The organism is Microcoleus sp. PH2017_35_SFW_U_B, assembly GCF_020737865.1.
Taxonomy (GTDB): domain Bacteria; phylum Cyanobacteriota; class Cyanobacteriia; order Cyanobacteriales; family Microcoleaceae; genus Microcoleus.
In genome coordinates, this window is record NZ_JAEQDE010000049.1 from 58,725 (window position 1) to 83,618 (window position 24,894).

The 24,894-nt window shown below is 45.7% G+C and carries 24 protein-coding genes; 6 read left to right on the forward strand and 18 right to left on the reverse strand.

Going from position 1 to position 24,894, the window contains the following annotated elements; translation table 11 throughout:
* Window positions 1-292: 292 nt before the first annotated feature.
* Together JGK36_RS14400 and JGK36_RS14405 are read right to left on the reverse strand one after the other, a co-directional pair.
* Window positions 293-2,308: an ABC transporter ATP-binding protein gene (locus JGK36_RS14400; protein ID WP_293196732.1), complete on the reverse strand. Its 2,016-nt coding sequence runs from the start codon at window positions 2,306-2,308 to the stop codon at window positions 293-295.
* 518 nt (window positions 2,309-2,826) lie between these two features.
* Window positions 2,827-3,339, reverse strand: a complete 513-nt coding sequence (locus JGK36_RS14405) for a hypothetical protein (RefSeq protein ID WP_293190424.1) — start codon at window positions 3,337-3,339, stop codon at window positions 2,827-2,829.
* A 76-nt stretch (window positions 3,340-3,415) separates the two neighbouring features.
* Here JGK36_RS14405 and JGK36_RS14410 point away from each other — a divergent pair, with 76 nt between their 5' ends.
* Entirely contained in the window at window positions 3,416-3,598 is a 183-nt protein-coding gene (locus JGK36_RS14410; RefSeq protein ID WP_293196733.1) for a hypothetical protein, read from the forward strand.
* Here JGK36_RS14410 and JGK36_RS14415 read toward each other — a convergent pair.
* From JGK36_RS14415 to JGK36_RS14465, 11 genes are all read right to left on the reverse strand, one after another.
* The gene (locus JGK36_RS14415; RefSeq protein ID WP_293182587.1) at window positions 3,595-3,864 is read right to left on the reverse strand and encodes a hypothetical protein; all 270 of its coding nucleotides are present in this window, start codon (window positions 3,862-3,864) and stop codon (window positions 3,595-3,597) included. The two genes, JGK36_RS14410 and JGK36_RS14415, sit on opposite strands and share 4 nt — an antisense overlap.
* A gap of 258 nt (window positions 3,865-4,122) precedes the next feature.
* Window positions 4,123-4,563 carry a DUF3574 domain-containing protein gene (locus JGK36_RS14420; protein WP_293196735.1) on the reverse strand — a complete coding sequence of 147 codons (441 nt, stop codon included), beginning with the start codon at window positions 4,561-4,563 and terminating at the stop codon, window positions 4,123-4,125.
* A 486-nt stretch (window positions 4,564-5,049) separates the two neighbouring features.
* A complete protein-coding gene (locus JGK36_RS14425; protein WP_293182583.1) occupies window positions 5,050-6,132 on the reverse strand; it encodes an ABC transporter ATP-binding protein in 1,083 nt (360 codons plus the stop codon).
* 247 nt (window positions 6,133-6,379) lie between these two features.
* Complete coding sequence (locus JGK36_RS14430; RefSeq protein ID WP_293196736.1) at window positions 6,380-7,243, reverse strand: carbohydrate ABC transporter permease; 864 nt, start codon at window positions 7,241-7,243, stop codon at window positions 6,380-6,382.
* Between the two features lie 174 nt (window positions 7,244-7,417).
* On the reverse strand, window positions 7,418-8,317 hold the full coding sequence (locus JGK36_RS14435; protein WP_293196737.1) for a carbohydrate ABC transporter permease: 900 nt from the start codon (window positions 8,315-8,317) through the stop codon (window positions 7,418-7,420).
* Between the two features lie 80 nt (window positions 8,318-8,397).
* A complete protein-coding gene (locus JGK36_RS14440; protein WP_293182577.1) occupies window positions 8,398-9,714 on the reverse strand; it encodes an ABC transporter substrate-binding protein in 1,317 nt (438 codons plus the stop codon).
* A 578-nt stretch (window positions 9,715-10,292) separates the two neighbouring features.
* Window positions 10,293-11,690, reverse strand: a complete 1,398-nt coding sequence (locus tag JGK36_RS14445; RefSeq protein ID WP_293185227.1) for a DUF4912 domain-containing protein — start codon at window positions 11,688-11,690, stop codon at window positions 10,293-10,295.
* Window positions 11,691-11,917: 227 nt separating this feature from the next.
* Complete coding sequence (locus tag JGK36_RS14450; protein WP_293185226.1) at window positions 11,918-12,052, reverse strand: hypothetical protein; 135 nt, start codon at window positions 12,050-12,052, stop codon at window positions 11,918-11,920.
* A 282-nt stretch (window positions 12,053-12,334) separates the two neighbouring features.
* The gene (locus JGK36_RS14455) at window positions 12,335-13,309 is read right to left on the reverse strand and encodes a tetratricopeptide repeat protein (RefSeq protein ID WP_293200980.1); all 975 of its coding nucleotides are present in this window, start codon (window positions 13,307-13,309) and stop codon (window positions 12,335-12,337) included.
* Window positions 13,204-13,785 (reverse strand): hypothetical protein, encoded by a 582-nt coding sequence (locus tag JGK36_RS14460; protein WP_293200982.1) that lies wholly within the window; start codon window positions 13,783-13,785, stop codon window positions 13,204-13,206. Before JGK36_RS14460 ends, JGK36_RS14455 begins: the two co-directional genes overlap by 106 nt.
* On the reverse strand, window positions 13,742-15,100 hold the full coding sequence (locus JGK36_RS14465; protein WP_293196739.1) for a P-loop NTPase fold protein: 1,359 nt from the start codon (window positions 15,098-15,100) through the stop codon (window positions 13,742-13,744). Before JGK36_RS14465 ends, JGK36_RS14460 begins: the two co-directional genes overlap by 44 nt.
* Before the next feature lie 207 nt (window positions 15,101-15,307).
* Here JGK36_RS14465 and JGK36_RS14470 point away from each other — a divergent pair, with 207 nt between their 5' ends.
* The gene (locus JGK36_RS14470) at window positions 15,308-15,415 is read left to right on the forward strand and encodes a hypothetical protein (protein WP_293185228.1); all 108 of its coding nucleotides are present in this window, start codon (window positions 15,308-15,310) and stop codon (window positions 15,413-15,415) included.
* On the opposite strand, the gene JGK36_RS14475 is transcribed toward JGK36_RS14470, so the two are convergent.
* The gene (locus JGK36_RS14475; protein ID WP_293190429.1) at window positions 15,408-15,851 is read right to left on the reverse strand and encodes an Imm30 family immunity protein; all 444 of its coding nucleotides are present in this window, start codon (window positions 15,849-15,851) and stop codon (window positions 15,408-15,410) included. The genes JGK36_RS14470 and JGK36_RS14475 overlap by 8 nt on opposite strands.
* A 24-nt stretch (window positions 15,852-15,875) precedes the next feature.
* On the reverse strand, window positions 15,876-16,166 hold the full coding sequence (locus tag JGK36_RS14480; protein ID WP_293185221.1) for a type II toxin-antitoxin system Phd/YefM family antitoxin: 291 nt from the start codon (window positions 16,164-16,166) through the stop codon (window positions 15,876-15,878).
* Between the two features lie 148 nt (window positions 16,167-16,314).
* Here JGK36_RS14480 and cysS point away from each other — a divergent pair, with 148 nt between their 5' ends.
* Window positions 16,315-17,937: a cysteine--tRNA ligase gene (gene cysS / locus JGK36_RS14485; protein WP_293196740.1), complete on the forward strand. Its 1,623-nt coding sequence runs from the start codon at window positions 16,315-16,317 to the stop codon at window positions 17,935-17,937.
* A 61-nt stretch (window positions 17,938-17,998) separates the two neighbouring features.
* On the opposite strand, the gene JGK36_RS14490 is transcribed toward cysS, so the two are convergent.
* Window positions 17,999-18,979 (reverse strand): alpha/beta fold hydrolase, encoded by a 981-nt coding sequence (locus JGK36_RS14490; protein ID WP_293185218.1) that lies wholly within the window; start codon window positions 18,977-18,979, stop codon window positions 17,999-18,001.
* A 144-nt stretch (window positions 18,980-19,123) separates the two neighbouring features.
* Between JGK36_RS14490 and JGK36_RS14495 the strand changes: the two genes are divergently transcribed.
* Window positions 19,124-20,236 (forward strand): AI-2E family transporter, encoded by a 1,113-nt coding sequence (locus JGK36_RS14495; RefSeq protein ID WP_293185217.1) that lies wholly within the window; start codon window positions 19,124-19,126, stop codon window positions 20,234-20,236.
* 539 nt (window positions 20,237-20,775) lie between these two features.
* Here JGK36_RS14495 and JGK36_RS14500 read toward each other — a convergent pair.
* Entirely contained in the window at window positions 20,776-21,693 is a 918-nt protein-coding gene (locus JGK36_RS14500; protein WP_293196741.1) for an OmpA family protein, read from the reverse strand.
* A 239-nt stretch (window positions 21,694-21,932) separates the two neighbouring features.
* Here JGK36_RS14500 and JGK36_RS14505 point away from each other — a divergent pair, with 239 nt between their 5' ends.
* Together JGK36_RS14505 and JGK36_RS14510 are read left to right on the forward strand one after the other, a co-directional pair.
* A complete protein-coding gene (locus JGK36_RS14505) occupies window positions 21,933-22,604 on the forward strand; it encodes a hypothetical protein (protein ID WP_293196742.1) in 672 nt (223 codons plus the stop codon).
* 8 nt (window positions 22,605-22,612) lie between these two features.
* On the forward strand, window positions 22,613-24,691 hold the full coding sequence (locus JGK36_RS14510) for an abortive infection protein (RefSeq protein ID WP_293196743.1): 2,079 nt from the start codon (window positions 22,613-22,615) through the stop codon (window positions 24,689-24,691).
* On the opposite strand, the gene JGK36_RS14515 is transcribed toward JGK36_RS14510, so the two are convergent.
* A partial coding sequence (locus JGK36_RS14515) for a hypothetical protein (RefSeq protein ID WP_293200983.1) occupies window positions 24,637-24,894 on the reverse strand: 258 nt, incomplete at its 5' end. The genes JGK36_RS14510 and JGK36_RS14515 overlap by 55 nt on opposite strands.

Consider the following 24,894-nt stretch of genomic DNA (forward strand, 5'->3'; position numbering starts at 1 on the left):
GTATTAATACAAGTTCACAAAACTCTTGCTACAATTATCAATCTGGTATTAATATCGTGTCCGGTTGATTACCATCACAAAAACGGTTTGTAGTGCGGACTTCAGTCCGCAGTATAAAGCGGACTGAAGTCCGCACTACAAACCTTGGTACAATCCATGTGTAGGCTTAATTCTGGGATTTGGTTAGAATTGTATCCCATCAAACCACCACAATCAAATTGGTTGGATGAGGCATTTAGTCCGATGCTGCCAAAGGCTCGGGGTTAATTTAGCTAGCTAGATAATATCACATTTATTGCGATTCATCCCCAGGCGATAGGGGCGCATTCGCAGCAGACAAAGCAGATTGGCGACCTAATTGCTGTTGCCGAATGCGCTCCAAATTCCCCGCCGGAATAGCAGCTATCAGTTGCCGCGTGTAAGCTTGCTGCGGTTGGCGGTAAATACGCTCGGCTGTGCCAATTTCCTCGATTTTACCTTTGTTCATGACGATCGCGCGATCGCTCATAAACTTGACCACGCTCAAATCGTGAGAAATAAAAATATAAGTCAGTCCAAACTCTGTTTGCAACTCCTTGAGCAAATTTAAAACTTGCGCCTGCACCGATACATCCAATGCAGAAACCGATTCATCGCAAATAATAAACTTAGGATTCAAAGCCAAAGCTCTAGCAATACAAATTCGCTGCCGCTGTCCCCCGGAAAATTCGTGGGGGTAGCGCCGCATAAAATCGGGATTTAAACCCACTCTATCCAACAAATAAGCGGCGCGATCGCGCTTTTCTTTCGGGTTTTTGCCAAAGCTGTGAATCACCATCGGTTCCATCACCGCTTCCCCAACACTCAGGCGCGGATCGAGAGAACTATAAGGGTCTTGAAAGATAATTTGCAAATCGCGCCGCAGCCGGCGCAATTGGCGATCGTACTCTTTTTTGAGCCGATAATTAGCCATCCACTGCCCTCGGGAACTACTTTTGGTAGGAGGGGTAATTTCTTGACCTTCAAAAAACACTTTGCCGCTGGATATCGGAATTAATTGCAGCAATGCTCTCGCTAAAGTTGATTTACCGCAGCCAGATTCGCCGACTAAACCCAAAGTTTCGCCCGGGTAAACCTCAAAAGAAATATCGTTTACCGCCATAAACAAGCGTTTAGTTTCGCCAAACATTCCTTGCACCGGAAAACCGACTCGCAAGTTATTAACAGCTAGCAAAGGCTCGGAAATATTCGGCAGCCGAGGGGGTTTTCCGGTGGGAAAAGTGGAAAGTCCGCCGCTGCTGTCGCCGTCTAAATCGACATTTTTCTCGACAATTACCAATTCGCCGCTAGCATTTGTGGTGACTTCCATAAAATCGGAAACTGTCGGTAAGCGGCGCATTTGGCGTTCGAGAGTTGGGCGGCAAGCTAAGAGACCTTTTGTGTAAGGATGTTGGGGATTGCTGAAAATTTGCTCGATCGCACCGCATTCAACAATTTTACCTCGGTACATCACCGCCACCGTATCGGCAATTTCAGCAATGACGCCTAAATCGTGGGTAATAAAAATCATTGCCATGCCTCTAGAGTCCCGCAACTCGCGCAGCAAAGCTAAGATTGTTGCTTGCACGGTTACGTCTAAGGCCGTTGTCGGTTCGTCAGCAATTAATAAAGTGGGATTGCAAGAAATGGCCATCGCAATCATCACGCGCTGGATTTGACCGCCGGAGAGTTCGTGGGGATAGCGATCGAGCATAGCTTGTTTTTGGCTGTTGACTTGTGGCATGAAATCGCGATCGTCCTGGGCACCTGCTTCTTGCCGCAAAGCCAAACAGCGCTGCCGCAGTTCCTCGTCCCCCGGTAGCAGCTTCACCTCTTGCAATAGCGAAGCAGCTTTGCGCCGCGCTGCTGTCTGGGATATCTTTTGGTGGAGACAAATGGCTTCTGTGAGTTGAAAGCCGATCGTAAAAACGGGATTTAGCGAACTCATCGGCTCTTGAAAAATCGTCGCAATCTGGCTTCCCCGGTAGGTTTGTTTTTCCCTATCCGGCATTTCCAGCAGATTCACAGGCTGCTTGGTAGCGCCATCTGCTGTCGGAGAAAACCATATTTCGCCCTGGATTTTCGTTAACGAACTTGACAGCAAACCCATAACAGCGAGGGATGTTACCGATTTTCCCGAACCCGACTCTCCGACAATTCCCAGAGTTTGCCCTCGCTTCACCTCAAAGGAAATGCCGTCAACAGCTTTGACTGTTGCGGACGCATTGTCTGCGTCCGCAGATTGAAATTCAACCCGCAGGTTGCGAACTTCTAGGACGGTTTCACTCATGGAAGTCTATGGCAAAAGTTAAAAGGAGATTAAGTGGATTGTAGCAGGGCCTGTTAAAGACAGAAGGCAGCGGGAAACTCTTAAATTTTCAGTTTTAAATTTTAAATTCTTTAACTGATGGTGATTTTCACGCTTAGTAAAAAAAATACAGATGCTACGGTAGGGACACTGCACTCCCTCCGCTACGCTTCGCCCAAGGCGTGTCAACTTAAGGCTGAAACCCTTGAGAAATATGGGTTTTATGCCAAGTCTAGATCCCCCTAAATCCCCCTTAAGAAGGGGGACTTTGAGTAACTTCTTGTCCCCCCCTTCTTAAGGGGGAGTAGGGGGCAAGCTAAGGGGGGATCTAAGTTTAATGGTCAAACAGCCATCTGTGACTGGGTTTGAGCTGGTTGTTGACACCAATGTGCAATGCCGTTTCCCTACTATATTTCATAGAATTGAAAACTGCCTATAACAACACCCAAAACTCAAAACCCAGAACTACTTAACTGCCGAATGCGGGGGAAGAATTTTCCTCAATAACCGATGACTTGAGTGCCAGCAGGCAGTGCAGTGGTCTCGGAGACCTTTTTAAACACGGTTGCCTGGTCGTTTAAGGAATTCGGTCTTGGCAGTCCGGGATTGGTGCCTTCCACCTGAAGGCGCATTTGACCTTCGGGAGTCAACTCAAAAACAGTCTCAACGGTTTCGGTCTTGTTGAGGCTGACATCCAGGTGCATCGGTTTTGCAGCGAGATTAACTTTATACCTCGTTTCTTTGGCGCAGGGGGCTCCGTCGGGGCATTTACCCATCATGAACAATTTGCCTTCTGGGGCAAAGACGAAGGTGAAAGACTGACCGGAGGGGATTGTACCTTGCCATTGACCTAGAAGTTGCTTGTCGATATTGCTAGCGGCGGGGGCTGCTGCTTCGGCAATTGTTGGTGCTGCTGCGGATGCTGGGCCTTGCGCGCCGTTGAAGCTGCTGGCGAGGATGCCGAAGCAAATGCCACCTGCGATCGCTTTGCCAATCATTTTTGAATTAGACATGAGACCGATCTCAAAATTGGTTGTTTGTTCTGTACACTGTAGCTATAAAACCGTACTTTGTTTAATTTAAATCTCTTTGGGTAAAATAAAATATATTGAGGTAAAATGGCATAAAAACCGCTGCAATTTCGGGAATCTGCCGAAAAAGTCGATTCCAATGTGTTCGATCGCGATGATTGTGATGGTTCGCCGGTGCGCGATCGATCGCTTTTCTGTAGATGAAAGCAATTGCGCTGTTTTCGCAGCGGCGGATGTCTAAGATTCTGGTTGAGATTCTGGTTGAGATTCTGGTTGAGATTCCGGCGTAGCTTTCTGTTCTTTTCGATCTCGTTTTGTTCGCTCCAATGCCTCTGCGTAAGACCAAGCCACGCTCACAATCAAAGCTTTCCCAATACCGTCCAAATTTTTTTGTACATCGTCGTTATCCGGCGCTTGGGCTTTTGGGTTGCCATCGTTCGTCATATTTTTGTTTTCTCCCGGGCTGGTTTTTCTGGCGACTTTTTGCAATGTGCGATCGATACCCACAAATTATAATTTTTACGAGAAAAAATTGGTTGAAAGCCTCTCCCTTTGAGGGAGAAATTAAAATCAGACTATTCATTATTCCAATTCTCTGACTTAAGGGTAGAGGTCGCTCCTAAACTGTCAGCAGTCAGCAGTCAAAATTCAACTGTCAACTGTCAACTGTCAACTGTCAACTGTTGAATGCACCCTACTTATCTCTGAGGGTATGACCTTGATTACTAGGAATAATATCATAAAAACGCTGATTGGATGAGCTAATCAGAAAGAAACCTTAACTTCGCTGGTCGTTCGCAGCACTGACTCCTGCTGAAACCTGCGCTTGTAATTTTCGATAATTTCCTGAATAGCTCGATTTTTTTCCTGGCTAGTTTCATAAATCAAAATAACTATTTTAGAGTTTTCTCGAATCAATATTCCGCCCTGGTTGAGAAACTGCCCGGAACCGTCTAATACAGTTAGCCCTTCCCGAAAACGAGGGGTAATAACTTCCTTGACAAACTCCTGCCATTCTGACTCAGAAATTGTCTCGCCTCCGGGTTTAGTTAAGCCAAAATACAGTTCATCTTTGAGGAAGGTTTTTGGACTGGCGTTAGTATCGGAAGTTTCGGAAATTTGAGCGCGGGCAATTGTCCCCGGACAAATCGGCACGAGCAACAGCAGGCCTGCCAAGCAAAGACTGTTAAGATGTTTGTTCTTCATGTCATTATTTTCTATAAATAAACAAGTAGTAGGGTGCGCCAGTGCGATCGCTCTTTAACTACCGACTATGAGACTATTGGTACTGAGGCACCGCCCGAGCGATCGCACAATACCGATGCTACCGTTCGCGATATAATTTAACATAAAATGTGCAGATTAGTTTGTATAGCCTTTCTTAAAAAGATTCGCGGACGTAGTTGGGCTTCAGCCCTCTTTGTTTATTATTATATAAGCTGTCAGTCATACCTCATCTTTCTGAAAACCTCTATACTGCGGACTTAAGTCCGCACTACAAACCTTTTTTGTGATGGCGATCGATCGCAAATGATACCAGTCAACTAGCTTTTTCAAGCACAAATATCACCTTAACAGCAGCCAAATACTTATACCTCTTACTACAGTCATAACTTAGTTAAAAGCAGAAATAGTATTTTTCAGCACAGGGTTAGACTATTTTCAATCGATCGTGTTATACAGGCCAAATTTTCATTTCAAGCGATCGCCAGTTTTGACATCAAACCAGTGCAGCAACTGAGACGGAAAAACCAGCTCGACAATTTCGGAACTCCACTGACGGTCATTTGGGAGCAAAGCGCGCACCGTTACTGACTCCAAACCTTTAACTCGGACGCTAACTAAATTTTGCATTCCCAAGTTTTCTACTAAATAAACCTCACCTTTAATTGCCTCTGGATCTGGCTTCTTCCTGGCCTCTACATCTGCAAAGCTGAGGTGTTCCGGGCGAATTCCCAAGACAATCTCTGGTGGGACTGTCGGCAGATTTGGTAGCGGAACTCCAGAATCGCCCAACATCGCAAAATTTCCCTGGCATTTAAGCACTAGCAAATTCATTTGCGGGCTGCCTACAAAACCCGCTACAAACTGATTTGCCGGACGGTTATAAATCAAGTGTGGCGGGTCTAATTGCTGGATGCTGCCGCTGTTGAGAACTGCGACTTTTGTAGAAAGTGTCATTGCTTCGGTTTGGTCGTGGGTAACGTACACTACAGGGGCTTTTTGGGATGAAAACAATTGTTTGAGTTCGGCCCTAACTTTTTCTCGCAATAAGGCGTCGAGATTGCTTAAAGGTTCGTCGAGCAAAAATACTGCTGGTTGGCGCACTAAGGCGCGTCCGAGGGCTACTCGCTGCCGCTGTCCGCCTGATAGTTTACCCGGTTTGCGATCGACTAATTCGGTCAATCCGAGGGATGCTGCAACTTCTGTCACTAAGCGATCGATTTCGCTGTCGGATATTTTTCGGAGTTTGAGGCTGGATGCCATATTGTCGTACACTGTCATGTGCGGATACAGCGCGTAACTTTGAAAAACCATTGCAATATCCCGATCGCCCGGTCTGAGATATGTCACATCGCGATCGCCAATTCTAATCTCGCCTCTAGTCGGCTGTTCCAACCCTGCAATCAACCGCAGCGTGGTAGATTTGCCGCACCCGGAGGGCCCCAGCAAGGTCAGAAATTCGCCCTCGCTGACATCTAAGCTAATGTCTTTTACTGGTACAACTTTGGGGCTGTAGGTTTTATTGAGGTTTTTTAGTTGCAGTTTTGCCATGATTTTTTATTGGTTATTGGTTATTGGTTATTGGTTATTGGTTATTGGTTATTCGTCACTAGGAATCAACTTAGGAATGATAATTAAATAACTTACAATCTTTATTGTTCTTGTGGAATGGGCGTCCCGCCCGTTCTTTCTGGACGGGCGGGACGCCCATTCCACAAACTTGTGTAAATTATTTAATTCGCGATCCTTAACTATTTGACTGTTTTATTGACAAATTCACCACTCAAAACTCTCCTTACTATCCCTTGACAGCCCCGGCTGTTAAACCCTGAACGATGCGCCGTTGGAACACCAAAACCAGCAAAACCAAGGGTAAGGTTCCTAAAACTGTGGCTGCTGCGATCGGGCCGTAGGGAATCTCAAAGACTGATGCACCGCTGAGTTGAGCCGTGGCGACGGGAATTGTTTTCAGAGATTCGCGAGTCATAAATGTCAGTGCGAAAATAAACTCGTTCCAAGCTGAAATAAATGTCAGAATTCCGGTTGTGACTAAGGCGGGAAATGTCATCGGCAGCACGATTTCCCAGAGCATTTGAAAGGTGTTGTATCCGTCAACTTTAGCAGCATCTTCTAAATCTTTTGGCAGTTGTTGAAAGAAACTCCGCATTACCAAAATTGTTAGCGGCAGATTGATAGCTGTGTATGGAATAATTAAGGCTAAATAATTATTTCCTAAATCCAAAGCTTTGACTATTTCCAACAGTCCTAAAAATAACAACACCGCCGGAAATAGCGTCACAATTGTCACAGTTGCCAGAATAATTCTCTCGCCCCACAGTCGCAACCTCGCTAATGCGTAAGCTGCGGGAGCACCTACTGCTAAACACAGCAGTGTGGAAGTAATGGAAACAAAAGCGCTATTTAAAATGTAAAGTGCAAACGGACGGCGCTGGAATAAGGACAGGTAATGATCGAAGGTAATTCGTGCGGGAATGTAGACGTTGGGAATTGCTGAGATATCGCCGTTTACTTTGAATGATGTCAGCACTTGCCAGATGATGGGTGCGAGGAAATATGCGACAATTAATATCGCTGATAGGGGCAAGATTAATTGCCGGATGTTAAAGGGTTTTGTGGTAGGTTGTTCGCGGGCGATCGACATAGTTTATACCAATGAAAGGAACGTTTCATTCAGTTGACAGTTGACAGTTGACAGTTGACAGCTACCTCTACCTGGAAGGAAGAAGATTGAAGCAATGAATAGTCTGATTTTAATTTCTCCCTCAACGTATCTGATTCATTAACTACCACCAACCTAAAATCCCCAATCCCAAATCTAAAATTGACTGGCGCGGGCTCTCGATAATAGGTAACTGGCGATCGCAACTGCGGCCACTAACAGCAAAAAAGTACACACCACCAAAGCCGCCCCGTACCCAAAGTCTAAATACCTCATCACCGTGCTGTAAATGTAGATAGAAACCGTCTCAGTCGCCCCAGCCGGCCCCCCTCCCGTCATCACCTGAATCAAGTCAAAAATGCCGAAAGCTTGGGCAAATCGAAACAGCAAAGCAATCACAATTTGGGGCATCAGCAGCGGCAAGGTAATTTGACGGAAACTCTGCCAACTACTGGCGCCGTCAATGGCGTGGGCTTCATACAAATCACCGGAAATCGATTGCAATCCCGCTAACAAAAGCAGACTGACAAACGGCGTAGTTTTCCAAACATCGGCTGTAATCACTGCCATCATTGCCAAAGTCGGATCTCCCAACCAGCTAATGCTCTTTTGAATCAATCCCAAGCGCAGTAAAATGTCGTTAATTACGCCGTATTGATCGTTAAAAATCCACGCCCAAGCTACACCCATCAATGCAGTAGGTAGCGCCCAAGGCAGCAGGGAAATTGTCCGCACAATGCCGCGCCCCGTGAAAGATTGATTTAAGACTAAGGCAATGCCCATGCCGAGAATTAATTCCAGCACAACAGAGGCAAAAGTAAAGACTGTGGTGTTGCTTAAAGTTTGCCAGAAACGCCCGTCGCCTAACATTCGACTGTAGTTAGCAAAGCCGGAAAAAACCAGTTTCAATTCAGTACCGAGGTTTTGGGTGAATAAACTCAGCCAAAACGCGCGCAAGATTGGGTAAGCAAATACTAGCAGCAGAATTATCAATGCTGGTGCTACTAATATCCATCCGGTTCTTTGTTCGCGCTGTCGCATCTTGTCTGATTGCATATTTTTTAGCCCTAATTTATCCCTCATTTACGGCTTTAGGACTGTCAACTGTCAACTGTCAACTGTCAACTGTCAACTGTTCAAGAAGCTTTTGGTTGTTTCAAACTTCCTAATAAATTGCGAGTTTCGCTAGCCGCCGCTTTCATTGCTTGTTCCGCAGTCATTCTCCCAGTAAAAGCTGAACTCAAATAGCGCTGCAAAATATCAGAAGCTTGAGCGTATTGTGCAATGGGCGGGCGCAAGGCTGGGCGTTCCACTACTTTTAAAAGTTGCGGGTAGTGGGGATATTTGGCGACTATTTCTTTGTCGGTAAATAGGGATTTGTAACTGGGAATTAAACCTGTTTCTAAAATGAATTTGCGCTGGGTTGCCTCGCTGGTGAGGTATTTAATTGCTTTCCAGGCTTGTTCTGGATGTTTTGATGTTTTGGATATTCCCCAGCCCCAGCCGCCCAAGCAAGAACCGCCTGTTTTACCGATACTGCTGAGCATTGGCTCGATCGCAATTTTGCCTCTCACTTTAGATCCCTCGGCATTTGCTAGCTTCCAAACATAGGGCCAGTTTCGCAAAAACAGCGCTTTGCCGTTTTGAAACAACAGCCTGGTTTCTTCTTCGCCGTAGGTAGTAACACCCGCTGGAGAGATGCCGGAGGCGATCGTATTTTTGAGAAATTCCACTGCTTTAATGGCCTCGGGTTTATCTAACCCAACTTCAAAAGTTTGAGGATTAGCCCAGAAGCCGCCGAAACCCGAGAGCACTTCGACAAACATCGCAGATACTCCCTCATATTGTTTACCTTGCCACAGATAACCCCAAGTTGCTTTTCCTTGTTGCTGTAAGTTTTGAGAGATTTTTACCATCTCTTCAAAATTTTTCGGTGCTGGAATTCCGGCTTGTTTTAAAATGTCTTTGCGGTAATAAAGCATTCCGGCATCCGAAGCGTGGGGAATTCGGTAAAGTTTGCCCCGATACCTTCCGCCTTCAACGTTACCGGGGATGAATTTTGCAAGTTGTTCGGGGGGAATTCTGTCGGTTAAATCCCTTACCCAACCTGCGGCGGCAAATTTGGGAACCCAAACGATATCCATGTTGATGATGTCGTAGGGCGATTCGCCTAAAAGAAAGGCAGATGTGTAAAGATTTTCTACGAGATTTGTGTCAAAGGGGCCTTCGACGAGGTTGATGCGAATATCGCGGTTTTTCTGTTCAAATTCTTTGACAAACGGTTTCCAGTTGGCAATGTCTTGGCCTTGCATTAACATGGTGAGCACAACTGGCTGCTGAGTCAGTGCGGGCAGAATAAATAACAGCAAGACGGCTGCTAATGTGACAGCGAATAAGGCTACAAGACGGGGGCGCTTTTGCCTTCGCTGGGGCGGGGAATTTATTTTGGGCATTGGCTTTTGAGATATGACTGTGCGATCGCCTTACTGATCTCATAACTCGCTTTCTTTCGTTTCGCGGGATTTACCGAGTTTGTGCAATGAAAATTTAAGTAAACTTTAGCTTACTTAATAATTGTTGAGTGAAAATTACAAATTTTGAGGTCACGAGTTCGATCGCAAGTTAAGTCAACATCTATCTACAGGCAGATGTTGAGATGAGTGTCTAATATCGTTGACGCTAGCATTGATATGATTCAATCGTTGGGGCGGTGCGTGAGTCATAGTCTCGAAGTGTGGATGTAAAGATTTCTCGCCCTCACGCACCCTACCAAGAAATAATTCTTATTCCTTATTCCCTCTGTCAACTGTCAACTGTCAACTGTCAACTGTCAACTGTCAACTGTCAACTCTTCCTTCTAAATACAAAAAACACCGCTCCTCAAAATAGGAGAACGGTGTATAGGGGGTGTTATGGGTTGTTGTCTGAAACTAACCCTAACAAATCGCCATTTGCTCCGGGTAGGCCTTGTGATGGTTAAAAAATTGGCACAAACCCAAACACCTACCGGGATCGCGATCGACATTTACGATTAGCCCAACCATTCCACAACAGAATCTTCCTTAGTGTTGGTGCGACGTTCAGGGGTTTCGCGCTCGAATTTCATGTGGACAGCGCGGTTTTGTTCGCCGTCTGCTGCTACTGCAAAAATCGGATAGTCGATCAAGCCGTCTTGGAAAGACATCTGGAAGCGGAAAGTGCCGTCAGCATTCAGTTTGATTGGCTGTCCGCCTACGTAGACGGTAGCATCGGGTTCGGTGGCGCCGTAGACGATCAGTTCGGCATCAGCAACTAACCAGAACTGGCGGGGGCGCATCGGGGCGGCAAAGCCAACTCCCGACATACCGACACCGGAGGACATACCGAAACCGGACATGGTGAGGCCAGACATACCCACACCTGACGCAGTGAGGCCGGACATACCCACACCTGACGCAGTGAGGCCGGACATACCCACACCTGACGCAGTGAGGCCGGACATACCCACACCTGACGCAGTGAGGGCAGACATTCCTGCCCCAGCCCACATTCCAACACCGGAGGGGAATACGTAGGAACTCAAAGCTTGTTCGTGGATTGCGGATTGCTGGATCGAACCTGCAACGTGCTGCATGGAACCGAACATCGAACCTGCTACGCGCATCGATTCTGCCGATTCTGCCATGCCGAAGATTTGTTCGTAGATGGCGTTGCCGGTGCTGTAAGCGATGCCGTTGGTTGCTTGTGCGATTTTCTTGGCCGGGGGAACCAGTTCGGCGAAGGTTTGGCCGCGCAAGTCTTCTTCCCAGTCGAGGGTGATGAATTGGTCTTCAATCCAGTCGCTGGGATAGATGGGCGGGACTCGGACTTCTGCCGATCGCGCCAACACCAACCAACGGCCGTCTGCACAGCGGTAGCCAATGTCGATCGCATAATCGCGATCGCTTACGGGGATTGGCACGTACCATTCCCGCGCCAGTTCGTCGCAGGGATATTCTTGAATGCTGTGGGGGCTTTGGATGTCGAGGTTAACATCTGTAACGTCGTAGATCCGCAGGGCGAGTTGCTGTCCGCCTTGGCGGCGCATTTCTTGTTTGCGATCGTTCGGGATATCCCAGTAGGTGTAAGCCCATTCTGGATCGCGGGGCATCAAAACAACCCGGCTTTCGCCGTAACCGTTGGGCAAATCTGCTAAACCTTCATCTACAGACGCCAAAGAACCGCCTGTTCTATCTTCTTGACCTAGTTCAAACTTTGCTGCTTCCACTGCTTCTTGTGCCTCTAGTTTGCGAGATGGACTGTATGAAAACTTGTTGCGCTGAATTTCTTGAATTGATGCCAGAAGTTGCGATTTCCGCATCCGGCTGTAGCGAGAGACTCCACATTCGCTAGCAACTCTGCGGAGTTGTCGCAAAGTCATCTCTTCTAATGGTGGGCGTTCTTTTGCCATGAGTTTGTTCTCCACTAATTTGGATGGCGGGTTAGATTTTTCGATTCAACACTAATGTGTTGATTTTTTGAGTTAGAAACTCTTTTAAATACAATTACGATCGAGCTTCTGAATCTCTCCAACCTTTGAAGCCTTGCTGGTTTTTAGCTTGTCTTGTCCCCAATTGCGATCGGGGTTTTTGACTTATTGGCTTCTGCGCGCACCGTCCGATCTAAATAAAGCTTTATCTATCGATTCTTGATTGACAAGATCGATTGTGCGAGTGCGATCGGTGCTGCTAGCAACGCTGTGCCGGCAGCACACGCGCTATCTGACTCCCAAAGTTGCTCAATCAAAGCATTTCTTTGGGATCGCTTTGTCATGACTTAATGTTGCAGACAACTCCCGGTCTGGTCAAGGGGTCTTTTGCCTTAATCATGGGTACTTATACGCATTTTCGGGGATTCGGGGATCAATATGTCAGGGAATATTGATATTTTAGAGCGTCAGGGGATCGATGTTCGGACAAATATCAGGGTTTGATGACATATTCTGGGACGGGGCTGGTGATGGGTTTGGAGGGTTTGGTGGGTGAGGGCGGCCAGAAACCGGGTTTCTACGAGATTTTACGCATCCTCACGAGATATTCGTGAGAAACCCGGTTTCTAAATCCCGCGCGCAAACTTACGATCTCCATCCATCTGCTCAACCTCAGCAATAATTTCCTTCACTATCTCCGCATCGGGCGATCGCAAATGCTGTAAAATCTCCAAAGATTGCTGTAAATAATTCAAAGCTTGGTCAAAATCTCCCTGCGCTGCTAACAACTGTCCAAGCATTACGAAAGTAGCTGCTTTCCCTTGAACATCGCCAATTTTTTCCTTAAGTTCGAGAGATTGTTGATAAAATGCGATCGCCTTTTCTACTTCTCCTTGATTTGCATAGATTATTGCTAGACAGTGCAAAGTAGCAGCTTTCCCTTGAACATCGCCAACTTTTTCCTTAACTTCGAGAGATTCTTGATAAAATGCGATCGCCTTTTCTACATCCCCTTGATTGGCATAGATTATTGCTAGACAGTGCAAAGTAGCAGCTTTCCCTTGAACATCGCCAATTTTTTCCTCAAGTTCGAGAGATTCTTGATAAAATGCGATCGCCTTTTCTACATCCCCTTGATTGGCATAGATTATTGCTAGTTGGTGCAAAGTAGCAGCTTTCATCTTAATATCGCCGATGCGTTCAAAGATTTCCATAGCTTGCTTTTCTAAAGTAATCGCTTTTTCGATTTCTCCTAGATTGCGTTCAACAATTGCTAATTCATGCAAAGAATTTGCCTTGAGTTCGGCTAAATCTTCATCATCTTTAACCAAATCTAATGCTTGTTTCAGATAGTATTTTGCTGTTGAGTAGTCACTCCGACTGCGATAAGCAATTCCCAAATCATTCAAAACCCTAATGCGAGTTTTTAAATCACCTTGAGTTTCCTCGCGCCCATTCGAGGGAGTGTATTCAATCAATAACCGTTTTAATAAATCTATCCGTTCCTGCTTTTCTGGAACCTCACAATTGCTAATTTCTTTGCTAGCATCCAGAGTTTGAGAAATCGCATCATCCCTAGTATTTGCCGGAGTTTTGAACACAAAAGTTCCCGAATTCCAGGCCCAGAAATCCGGCGCATAATTAGCAACCGTACCATAACCGGATAAGCATCTCGCACCCAATTAAAATCTACCAACATTGGCGGATATTCCCCCGTCATCCCGATCGCATTTTCCACTCCCCGCACAATGAAAATCAACTTTTTGTCTGGTTGAACCTTGACTGCTGGCAAAACCTTCAGAATTTCATCCATCAAAAAGCGCATATCAGGATCGGGAAAATCCCAAATCTCAAACTGCATCTCTTGACAATCGGGATGATTAATTAAAGCCTGAATAATCGCATCTGTATCCTTCGCAAAATTACAGTCAATAAATCCCAAATCAAAGGCATCATCGGGAACAATATCGACAAACGTCAGCAATTGGTCAAAAGATTCTTGATTGAATTCAATTATCCTTTGCTGGTGTATTTCAGGGATTTCCTTGAATTGATCTAAGGGCTTGTTGGAAAGCATAACTTTGTTTTACGAGTGGGTTGACATAATTCCACCGACTATTGCCGTTGTATTCCAAGACGGAAAGATTGAATAATAAATTTTGTCCGATTTCTTCTTTAGCAATATCTTTGTCGATGCAAACTCGCGCTAGTATTGTATAATATTCTGGTGTAGGAGTAGACCTTTCAAAATCAAATTGCTGTTGATTTAAAGCGTAAGTTACATCTTCAGCCAAAACTTTATTGTGTTTGCGAGTAATGGCCGTGCGACAAGCCGATCGAGTTATCTGCATCAATTGTCGCACATGACCGCCACTGGCTTTTGCCAAATCTAGCAACTGTTTTCGATCATCAAATACCGCACTAACATCAACTCGTTTCTCGATCAAACTGGCAACTCCATCTAATCTTTGCTGATTGCAATTTAAATCGCACTCACTGCGGTTAAATTCATAAATATTCACCATTGGCACGATGTTGGGATTGCTATCAAATAAATTGCTGACATTTTTATATGAATAAATTACCGAAATCGGCACTGTATAGATAATTGTACAGTCTAGTTCTTGCAGTTGAGGAGCATAATCAAAAAACAAATGATTGGCAACTCTTGGAGTAATGCGGTCTAAGTTATCAACAATCAGTAAAAATCCTTTTTGGTAACGGCCTGGATATTTGCGTATCAGCTTGTCAAAAGCATCTTTTAACAACAGATTCATATCTGTTTGCAAGCGGGATAGATTGCGCTGAAGAGTTTCGCGAATAACTTGTTTGTGTTGACTAGAACCTCGGATTTGACCGATCAATTTTGCCATCAGCTTAGAAATAAAGGGAATTTCTGCCCCTGCACTTGCTTCAGTTTCAATGCTAACAGAAGATTGAACAGTTTCTTCTGTTTCTTTAGTGACTTCTTTAAACCACAATTCAAAACTATGTAATAGTTTTGGATCAAACTTCAATCCTAATTCAGTTAACTCATCAGCTACTTTTTTGATAACTAGCAAATATAAATCGGTATATTCAGCATCAAGAACATCTAGTTCCTGATCGAATTCTATATAAATCACCCGATATTCATTTTCCCACCGCGACTGAATGCGTTTTAATTCTGTACTTTTGCCGCATCCCCGATGTCCCGTAAACAAAATTGTGTTAAATTCTCCCGGTTCTTGAAGATCCAAATCCGTGCTAACATTTTCGATCGCCACTGTGTTGCGTACTGCGGACAAATCTACATAATATCGGGCAATATCATCACCCGCTAGAGGCTTGACATCGCAAGCGCGGTAAGCTTCCTTGAGTGTTTTGGCGCGGTTGGGTGGGAGTGAAGTCATCGGATTTTAGATTATGGATTGTAGATGGAACCCACAGTTGACTGCGATTAGGGGCGATCGCAATGTGGAGCTTTTCAACCCCAATTCTAACTCATATCTCACACGATACTCAAAAAATGGCGATCGCCACCGACTGACCATAATTAATTATTGTCCTAAAAATCAGGTTTTCCAATACTTTTGTAAAGACAAGGAATCGCCAACGAACTGTTAAAAGAAGAAGTTCATCAAAGCGATATAGTGCTGGCTTTTCACCATCCAGACGATCGATCGCCCTTTGACAGATTTTGCTGTTGCCTAAACATTCTTACCTAGCCAACTCTAATTTTGGTTCCCGCTTGCTTAAATTGTAACTAGCGCTTTCTTCCAGCAATTGACGAACAAAACTAGGTTCTTCGGAGTTCAATGAATGCAAAATATCTCGATACAAACGACAAGCATCATCATCATTCAAAATGCGGTTGTGGAGAATTCTCGTCCATTCCGAAGCAACGAGCATTAATTGCGGTATAACTGTAACAAATGCTTGAATCTGTGCTGACACATCAAAAGATTCTAAAAAATGAATCAAACCGAACATGACTTCTGGCTGTTCGCAGCGATCGTCTAAAATCAGATGTAAATCTGGCAAATCTTCATTGTGAGGACGATCGGCAACTGAGGCTAAAGCATTTTCAAAAGCTGTCACTTCATCAGGCGATCGCATTAATTTATTTTTTTCTAAAAAGTTAATCCAAATATTTTCTTTCATCAGCTATTACCTTCCTCATCTGATTCATGGGGAACTGTCTAACTTGTCAAACAGTTGATTAAAAAAATCCTCCGCTTTTTTCCCTTCCCCTCGATCCATTTGTGCCAAACCCAGTTTAATTCCCTTTAAACTCTCCAATAACTCAACTGCATCTAAAAGCTTCTGATAAGATTCAGCATCCTGAACAACTAACTCTGCTTTCCCGTTGACAGTTAAAACTAAAGGATTTTTTGTTTGCTTCAGTCGCTGCACAAACTCAGTCGTATTACGTTTGAAATCGGTGAGAGAATGTATGTCTCTTGAAAGGTTGATCATAATAATAACATTAAATTAGCATTCAATTCAATGCTACACCATGCCGACGGAGTTCGTCAATCAAATTTTGATAGCAAAAAAAATAGCGGAATCAAACGCGGTACTATAATAAATTAGAGCAATACATCAATCCCAAATCTCAAATCCCATGTCCCTAACGCTTTACAACAGCTTGACCCGCCGCGAATCACCTTTCGATCCCATCGAACCCTCAAAGGTGCGGATGTATTGCTGCGGCGTTACGGTATACGATTACTGCCACGTCGGCCACGCCCGCGCTTACATCGTCTGGGATATGGTGCGCCGATATCTGATGTGGCGGGGATACTCGGTGCGCTACGTACAGAATTTTACCGATATTGATGACAAGATTCTCGATCGCGCCCGCGAGACAAATTCCACAATGGAAGCCGTAGCCGAACGCTTCATCGACGAATATTTTGCCGACATGGACAAACTAAATATTCTCAGGGCCGATGAATATCCCCGCGCCACCCACTCAATAGACGGCATCAAACGGCTGATTCACGAGTTAGAAAACAAAGGCTTTGCCTATGCGAACAGCGGCGACGTTTACTACAGCGTTCGCAAGTTTGACAACTACGGAAAACTTTCGGGCCGCAAGTTGGAAGAAATGGCAGCCGGGGCTAGCGGCAGATTGGAAACTGCCGAAATAGAAGCTCAAAAAAAGCAAGATTCCTCAGATTTCGCCCTGTGGAAAAGTGCTAAACCCGGTGAACCTTTTTGGGAATCATCTTGGGGAAAAGGTCGCCCCGGATGGCACATTGAATGTTCGGCGATGGTGCGCGATTGCTTGGGCGAAACTATTGATATTCACTGCGGCGGTTCCGATTTAACTTTTCCGCATCACGAAAACGAAATTGCTCAATCTGAAGCTGCGACTGGCAAGTCTTTGGCTAATTATTGGATGCACAATGCTTTTGTGACTGTTAATGGCAGAAAGATGTCGAAGTCTTTGCACAATTTTATTACAATTCGCGATTTGTTGGAGGGGAATTGGTCGGGAGAACTTGAATCTGACCCCCCCCAGCCCCCCCTTGCTAAGGGGGGGAGTAAGAGTGAATCTGACCCCCCCCAGCCCCCCCTTGCTAAGGGGGGGAGTAAGAGTGAAAATGAATCTGCCCTTGCTAAGGGGGGGAGTAAGAATCAAAGTAATAAGTCAAAAGCGGTGGAACCGATGGCGGTGAGGCTGTTTGTGTTTATGGCGCAGTATCGCAGTCAGATAGATTTTACTGAAGATGCGATCGCCTCTGCTAGAAATGGCTGGAATACTATCAACGAAGGCTTGCTTTTTGGACTCCGATATGCCGATAAACTAAATTGGGATGTTGAGAAAACTGGACAAGATACCAAAGCTGTGCAGCAATTCCAAGCAGCTATGGATAATGATTTCAATACTCCGGCTGCTTTGGCTGTTTTGTTTGAATTGGCGAAGGAATTGGGTAAGGAAAGCAATGTTTTGGTGCATCAAGGCAAAACTGAAACTTCGCCGGAATTGTTGCAGCTTCATTGGCTGACTTTGGTGAGTTTGGCGGGGGTTTTGGGGTTGGAAGTGCAGCCGGAAGCTGACAGCGATGCGGTGGTTGGCGGTTTGAGTGATGCGGAAATTGAGGCGATGATTCAGCAGCGGAAGGATGCCCGGATAGCTAGAAATTTCGCTGAGGGCGATCGCATTCGCAACGAACTCAAGGATCGGGGCATTACTCTGATCGATCAAAAAGATGGCACAACAATTTGGCATCGCAGTTGAAATTCAGAGTTTTTTAACCGCAGATGAACGCGGATTAACGCAGACGAAATTCCATCCGCGTTCATCTGTGTTCATCTGCTGATATCTGCGGTTGCAAACTTCCATTCACAAACTCCGCAACAGCACTCACAAATTCTGCCGTAGATTCGTAGGGTAAAACATTGCGCCCCGGCATTAATAAACCCTCTGCGTTGGGAAAGTTAGCCAAATATTGCGCTATTCTTTCCTCTGGTTTTTCTTCCTTACCTGATTGACTGATGCTTGAGGCTTTTTCTCCCATAATAACGAGTGCCGGATTCATAAACTGTTGAATCGTGGTACTATAATCTTGCCGCCAAAAACCCGCTAAAAATGAGAAAACTGCATGACGGCTGTCAGGATTTGCCGCCCCAGCTTGCAAAGCATCCAACCATTCGCTGTCAACTTTAGCAGCATCGCCAAACAGTTGTTTTGCAGAAAAAGAGCGCAAAAATTTAGCGCGTCTGGCGTATCGATAAAAAGCGTTTCCCAAGGGAGAGTCTAACAAATTCCAGACGATTCTTTGCTCTCTATCTGTCGAATGTTTGTTCATCACCGCCCAGGCTGGAGGCCCGGCGAGAACTAAGGAATGGATTAAATTAGAACCGCTTTCCTGCTGAATTTTGGCTAATTCCAAGGCTACACACAGTAAAGCACCTTGCACGAGGACGATCGCAGGTTTTTTTACTACAGTCTCCAAGAAAAACTGCAACTGTGCCGCCCAATCCTCAGGATAGCAAGCCACAGCGGGCATTTCGCAATCACCGCAGCCCAAAAGGTCGGGATTGTAAATCGGATTTGTGTTACCTGATTTGTACCAACTTTCGCAAAATCTGTGCCAAAAGACTCTTGACAATCCAACTCCTATGGGATGAATTAATAACAAAGGTATGCTATCTTCTGTCGCAGTAGTTGGTTGATAAACATCATAAGCGCAGCGATATTTTTGCCATTCGTAAAACAGCGTTGGTGATTTGATAGACGAAATGGCTGATAAATCTTGAGTTGAATATTGTGGTTGCATATTATTTTTTTGTGCCGATGTTACTTTTTATTATAAAATGAGTAGGGCTGGGTTTTACCCAAAATATATGGGGTAACTCAGAAGATAAATAAACCCGCCCTGTGCGAGGAGATAAGCGCAACTACAGACCTTTATTATTTAATCATGTCTGAACAGCGGATTACAATTTCTATACCTAACTTGCTGCTCATTGTAGCATCGTCCTTGCTGCTAGTGCTGCTGTGGCAATTGCGGAGTCTGCTAGTAATTCTGATGATATCAGTCGTGCTCGCCGCGTCGATCGTCCCGATCGTCAATTGGGCCGAAACCATGCGCGTTCCCCGCTGGCTGGCGGTGATTCTGGTTTATTTAACTCTGATTGGCGGATTCAGCGGGACGGTAGTGTTAATCGGGCCGACAGTCATCGATCAAATACAGTTACTGGTGCGACAGTTACCAGTTTACGCCGAAAGTCTGGAAGTGGTAGCGACTAGCTTAGCCAGTCGCCTCACCGATGATGCACCTGCTTTGGTGAATCAGTTGCTGGACACTCAATCGCTGACAAATTGGCTGATTCGATCGAGCCAACAACTGGTTTTGCGATCGTACAGTTTAACAAGAGGCATTCTCGGCGGCTTCTTCAGCCTAGTTTTAGCATTATTTATTTCCGGGTACATGGTAGCGGACAGCGACACATTAATTAAAAGTTTGGTGCAGTTTTTCCCGAAACCTTGGGACACAAAACTCGCCGCCCAAGCCACGCCCATCGGGCAAAGAATGGGGAGTTACATTCGCGGGCGGGTGTTAGTTTCGGGGATTTTAGGGATATTTATCACCGCAGGTTTGAGCTTTTTGGGGATGCCGGAGTTTGCTTTGGGCTTGGGTGCGATCGCAGGTGTGACAAATCTGATTCCCTTCATTGGCCCGGTTTTGGGTGCAGTACCCGCCTTAATCGTCGCCTTAGCTAAGGGTGGATGGGTGTTGTTGTGGGTATTGCTGTTATTTGTATTTATCCAAAACTTGGAAACTTACGTACTAGATCCTTTGCTGGTTGGTTCCTCGGTTGGCGTGCATCCATTGTATCAATTGCTGTCTGTCTTGGGAGGCGTGCAAGTATTAGGAATTATTGGCGCGGTAATTGTGCCGCCTTGGTTTGCGGGAGTAGCTGCTTTGATTGAGAATTTGTATTTAAAACCGAAGCTGAGGAGCGAATATCGAGAGACAATAAATCAAGCTAAAAATAATTCTGACTTACCACCTTTGACACCTTCGGCGTAAGAGAGGGAGAGAGGGAGGATTTTACTGATTTTAATAGTTGTAGGGTGTGTCGCCATGAAAAATTCTTAACTCAATATCGACAATCTCAGGGCGACGCACCTGATACCATTCATTAAAATTATTTCCAGAAACACCAAACTCGTAAAAGGCTTATTTCCTCAAATATTGGATCGGGTGCGTCGCCCTGAGTTTATTTGTCAAATTTAAAGATTGTTGATGGCGACACACCCTACAAATAATCCGGTGCGTCGCCCGATCGATTATTTGTCAATTTTAGAGATGGTTGACGTATCCACACCCTACAAATAATCCGGTGCGTCGCCCGATCGATTATTTGTCAACTTTAGAGATTGTTGACGTATCCACACCCTACAAATAATCCGGTGCGTCGCCCGATCGATTATTGGTGAAATTTAGAGATGGTTGACGGCGACACACCCTACAAATAATTCTAATGACCAATGACTTAAGCTCGCACTACGGACAATGCCCCATGCCCCATGCCCCATGCCCCATGCCCCATGCCCCATGACCAATGACTAAGGACTAATTGCCACTTCAATGCGACGGTTGCGCTGCCGATTGATCTCAGAACTATTATCCACCGAAGGGCGACTTTCCCCGTAGCCGATCGCCACCCAATGATACTTCTGCCCGAGCACACCAGACAAATACTGCACCACAGCCTGAGCCCGCGCAAACGACACATTGCGATTTTCCGCCTCTTCAAGAGCGTCGTCAGTGTGGCCTGCAACCCGCACCGTCGCCCCCTCGTAACTCCGCAACTCCGCCACCAAATTGTCCAAAATCGCACTGGTACCCGCCCGCAGAGAAATGCTGCCAGTATTAAACAAAACATCGCTGGGCAAAGTTACCATCAGCGCATCCCCTGCAAACACTGGATTTCTCGTATTCTGTGGCTGCGCGTTACCATCGAGAGGGCTCGGCGCGGGTAAAGCCAGAGGAGGAGTTGTCTCCGTTGGGGTTGCAGCCAATTCCTGCGACATCAACTGCAACCGCTTTTCCAAAGTTTCCGTCGGGCGGCTGCTACCCAACTGACTTTCTAAAGCCGCTGTGCGCCCAATTAGCGCGTTGAGCTCGCCCTGCAACTTTCTTAAATCTCCCTGCAATTTCTCTCTCTGGGCGGGATTGACTTTCGACTGGGGAGTTGGTGTAGCGGTTGGTGCAGGAAGCGCTGGAATTGGCGTTGCTGGGGCGCGTTTCGGGCTGGAGGTCAAATTTTGAGTTACGCGCAGCAATCTCTCGGCGATCGGCATAGACGTGGCGCGTGAGGGATAAATTTGGGCGATCGCCATCCCCAAAACCCACGCAAAACCGCTGCCTACTCCCAGCAACAGCAGTCTAAAGATTAGCGACAGTAAAAATAAACCTTTTCCCCGCGACTTAGAGACGCGAGTCGGGGGGATTGAAGGTTTTTCCGTAGAATATCGCGTCATGGTTCCTCCCTCTCGGTACACATACCAGATTAATTTCGATACTATCCTATATATCCAATTTTAGATTTTGGATTTTAGATTTTAGATTGGAGGACAAATCTCAAATCTGAAAAATTCACCCGGTTTCTACAAATCTGGGGTTTGGCGGCACAGCATTTCCGACAAAAACCCGATTGCTATTCCCCTGCCTGTAAGCCTGAATCTGTTAGATAATACTGTAGAACTTGTGAAAAAAAACGATGACTGACCCTTTAAATAGCCCCTATCCCGTGCCTTGGGAATGGATTAATGAGACTCACGCTAAGGTGAGTTCAAATGCTGGCACAGGTATCCGCTACTATCGGAGTCCTTCCCTAGTTTCAACTAACGGCCAATACGCGGCTTACAGTCGAATTGAATTGCAAGTACAGCCGGAATTGGCCCGGTGTCGGGTTAGCAGCGTCATGTTTGTGGAAAATCTCAAAACTGGGGAACTGCAAACAGTGGCGGCTGCTTCGCCCCTGGCGGAAAGCGGAATGTATGCTAGCGATGACACAGATATGTCCGGGACGATCGCGATTTTAGTACCTGTTTCTTGGAATCAAGAGGGTTCCCGCGTTCTCGCCCGCGAATTTGAAGCGTTGTTCAACTCTTCCGATATGTCCGACTACGCGGTCATTTGGGATAAAAATGATAATTATACTTATACCGTTGCTCCGGCTCGCAGTCTTTACACCCATGCTGTATTGTTGGGTTGGAGTCAAGTTTGCCCGGGACAAGTTCTGTTCCGCGCCGGTCATTTGGGCGATCGATCTTGGCCTCTTTGTGCCGTCGATATGACTGGCCAAACCGTATCTGTCACCCAAGACAAACCCCTAGTTTTCGGCACTCAAGCCAGCACAGACTGGATCGAACCTAAAACTCGTTTCTAGATATATTTATGGCGGCATATTCTTTGATTTGGCCCAAAATTATTTTACTTTCCGGTCAATCTTTAGAGCAATTTCTTTTGACTCTGGGGATGACAGCTTTGGCTGTGATTTTCGGTCTCACAGCTTTTATTTTTGTTCGGGTTTTTGTCAATTGGTTGCAGGACAAGCTGGAGGAAAAACGCCATTTTCTGAAATTGAAATCACCCCTAAAAAACCGAGATTCAACTGCCAATATTGCCGCAGGTAAAAACGTTTTTTTAGAACCGCAATTTGTCGAAGAAGATTCCAATTATCCGGCGTTTTTTGAGGAACCAGAAAGCGATACTTTAGAAGAGCCGGAGCCAGAAATCGTCTGCGAAGATGCAGCAGCAGTTGCCCATCTCTACAACCCGATCGCACTTTGGCAAGGGCGCTTGATTTTGCCATCAAACGAACAGCGCCAGATTTATGGATCAGTTTTTTTTGAAGTGATCAATGCACCCAAAAAACATCAAAATTTCATTGGCAAAATAGCATTTTTGAAGTGGAGTACAGATCGCCAAGTACAATTTTTTGTCCACGCCGTCAGTCAAGATATCAGCTTCACCAAACAAACTCAAAAAAGTCAAAAATCAGGCAACATCCATCCAGATAGATTGAACGGCTGGCGCAATGTCGGCCCTTTAGAAACTCTAGCAGGTAGCAGACGCGAAGACAGCGTGACTGTGATGTTACGGAGACCGGTGATTGCCATCAACCATAGCAACAGCGACCCGCAAGAATTAATTATCGATCGCGAACCAGTACAAATTATCGGACGTTTCTGTGCCTTAGTCTCAATTTTACAGCGCCCAGAACCCGACAGCGACAAATTTATTGTCCGGCATTTGGGCCAAACATCCCAACAATTTGACGGCGCCGCCGAAATCATTCGGATTCCCCAAGTACAGCCAGACAAAAATGGGATAGCGAGGTCTACCAATCACCAAATCGAACAATCGCCATTAAATTCAGAGGGCTGGTACATTTACGGCGAAAGAGATGAAGATAATATTTTTGTTGTTCAGGCTATCGAACCCCGGAAAATTGCCCAATTAATCCCAGATGAAACACATTTCGGGTTACAAAAATCTCTCGCTTATTTAAAAGACCAAAACTGGTTAAATACTAGGGCGCAAAAAGGACAAGCCAAAAGAGTATTGTTGATGCCAAATGATGCTACAGAAAACGATTCAATCTCCCCTTGGCAAGAAGGAGATATCGGTATAGTGATTCACTGTTTCGGCGGTATCGGCGGCAAAGGCGGCGAACCGGCACCGCTGAGAATTGTCACCGGACATTTTGCTTTTGGAGTAGCAAAAGTTGTGCGCGATCGCTTTACCCGCGAACTGCGTTTTGACATAGAATACAAACAAGTTTATGCCCACAATCCAGACGGAATTGTAGCAGGTTCCAGCAAATGGCAAAGTTACATGGGAGACTTGCAGCGCGGCTGGTTGGGCGATCGCCCGGTGTGCGATATCATCTGTAAATTAGACTGCGTGTGTTGCGACTACGACTTTGACGGCATCACCTTGTCGCCTTTAGCCGAATTCAACCAGCAACTAGATATCATGATGGCGCGCTACCGCAGCGGAGACGGCACCGGCGCCAGTTTAGTCACGCCAGCAACTTCTTGCGTCCAAGATTCCAGTCAGGCAATTTACGCGACAATTAAAAAAATTACTGCGGAAATTGAGTCAAATCCTCAGATTCAAGACTGGCTGAAAACACATCCCACCGCCGCACAAACCGAAAGATTTAACCAGTTAATAGCCTTAGGAGAGAGTTTAGAAAAAGTATTAATTCCCCTCGGTGTTGTCCGTCCAGATTGGCGCAAAAATGCGAGATTGGCGGGTATTGATTCTGAACTGAAAAAAAGCTTTTTTGCTGGCATCGTGAATTCGTTCAAAGCTGCTATGAGTTACCGAACAATGCTGCCGAGGCGTACCCAAGATGCGATCGCCAAAATCCTCTTAAAACAAGGAGCTTTTTTGTGGGTAATTCGCACAAATCAAGTTGGTGGATGCGATCCAGACATTGAGCCGATCGCACCTACAGGACTTTGAGTCAAATTATAATATAAGAAAAAGACGGCGGTTGAAACCGCGTCTACACAAACAAATTCCGCCTCCGCGGAATGAAGAGAATTAATCAGATCCGGCGATTTTAACCGTCTTTTCTTCAACCCGCGGAGGCGGGTTTTGTCTGTGTAGACGCGGTTTCTAACCGCCGAGTCTTCTACGAATCCGGCGATTTTAACCGCCGTCTT

Coding starts and splice junctions, on each gene's coding strand:
- JGK36_RS14400 (WP_293196732.1), bottom strand. CDS start 2,308: ATGAGTGAAACCGTCCTAGAAGTTCGCAACCTGCGGGTTGAATTTCAA.
- JGK36_RS14405 (WP_293190424.1), bottom strand. CDS start 3,339: ATGTCTAATTCAAAAATGATTGGCAAAGCGATCGCAGGTGGCATTTGC.
- JGK36_RS14420 (WP_293196735.1), bottom strand. CDS start 4,563: ATGAAGAACAAACATCTTAACAGTCTTTGCTTGGCAGGCCTGCTGTTG.
- JGK36_RS14425 (WP_293182583.1), bottom strand. CDS start 6,132: ATGGCAAAACTGCAACTAAAAAACCTCAATAAAACCTACAGCCCCAAA.
- JGK36_RS14430 (WP_293196736.1), bottom strand. CDS start 7,243: ATGTCGATCGCCCGCGAACAACCTACCACAAAACCCTTTAACATCCGG.
- JGK36_RS14435 (WP_293196737.1), bottom strand. CDS start 8,317: ATGCAATCAGACAAGATGCGACAGCGCGAACAAAGAACCGGATGGATA.
- JGK36_RS14440 (WP_293182577.1), bottom strand. CDS start 9,714: ATGCCCAAAATAAATTCCCCGCCCCAGCGAAGGCAAAAGCGCCCCCGT.
- JGK36_RS14445 (WP_293185227.1), bottom strand. CDS start 11,690: ATGGCAAAAGAACGCCCACCATTAGAAGAGATGACTTTGCGACAACTC.
- JGK36_RS14450 (WP_293185226.1), bottom strand. CDS start 12,052: ATGACAAAGCGATCCCAAAGAAATGCTTTGATTGAGCAACTTTGGGAG.
- JGK36_RS14460 (WP_293200982.1), bottom strand. CDS start 13,785: ATGCTTTCCAACAAGCCCTTAGATCAATTCAAGGAAATCCCTGAAATA.
- JGK36_RS14465 (WP_293196739.1), bottom strand. CDS start 15,100: ATGACTTCACTCCCACCCAACCGCGCCAAAACACTCAAGGAAGCTTAC.
- JGK36_RS14475 (WP_293190429.1), bottom strand. CDS start 15,851: ATGAAAGAAAATATTTGGATTAACTTTTTAGAAAAAAATAAATTAATG.
- JGK36_RS14480 (WP_293185221.1), bottom strand. CDS start 16,166: ATGATCAACCTTTCAAGAGACATACATTCTCTCACCGATTTCAAACGT.
- cysS (WP_293196740.1), top strand. CDS start 16,315: ATGTCCCTAACGCTTTACAACAGCTTGACCCGCCGCGAATCACCTTTC.
- JGK36_RS14490 (WP_293185218.1), bottom strand. CDS start 18,979: ATGCAACCACAATATTCAACTCAAGATTTATCAGCCATTTCGTCTATC.
- JGK36_RS14495 (WP_293185217.1), top strand. CDS start 19,124: ATGTCTGAACAGCGGATTACAATTTCTATACCTAACTTGCTGCTCATT.
- JGK36_RS14500 (WP_293196741.1), bottom strand. CDS start 21,693: ATGACGCGATATTCTACGGAAAAACCTTCAATCCCCCCGACTCGCGTC.
- JGK36_RS14505 (WP_293196742.1), top strand. CDS start 21,933: ATGACTGACCCTTTAAATAGCCCCTATCCCGTGCCTTGGGAATGGATT.
- JGK36_RS14510 (WP_293196743.1), top strand. CDS start 22,613: ATGGCGGCATATTCTTTGATTTGGCCCAAAATTATTTTACTTTCCGGT.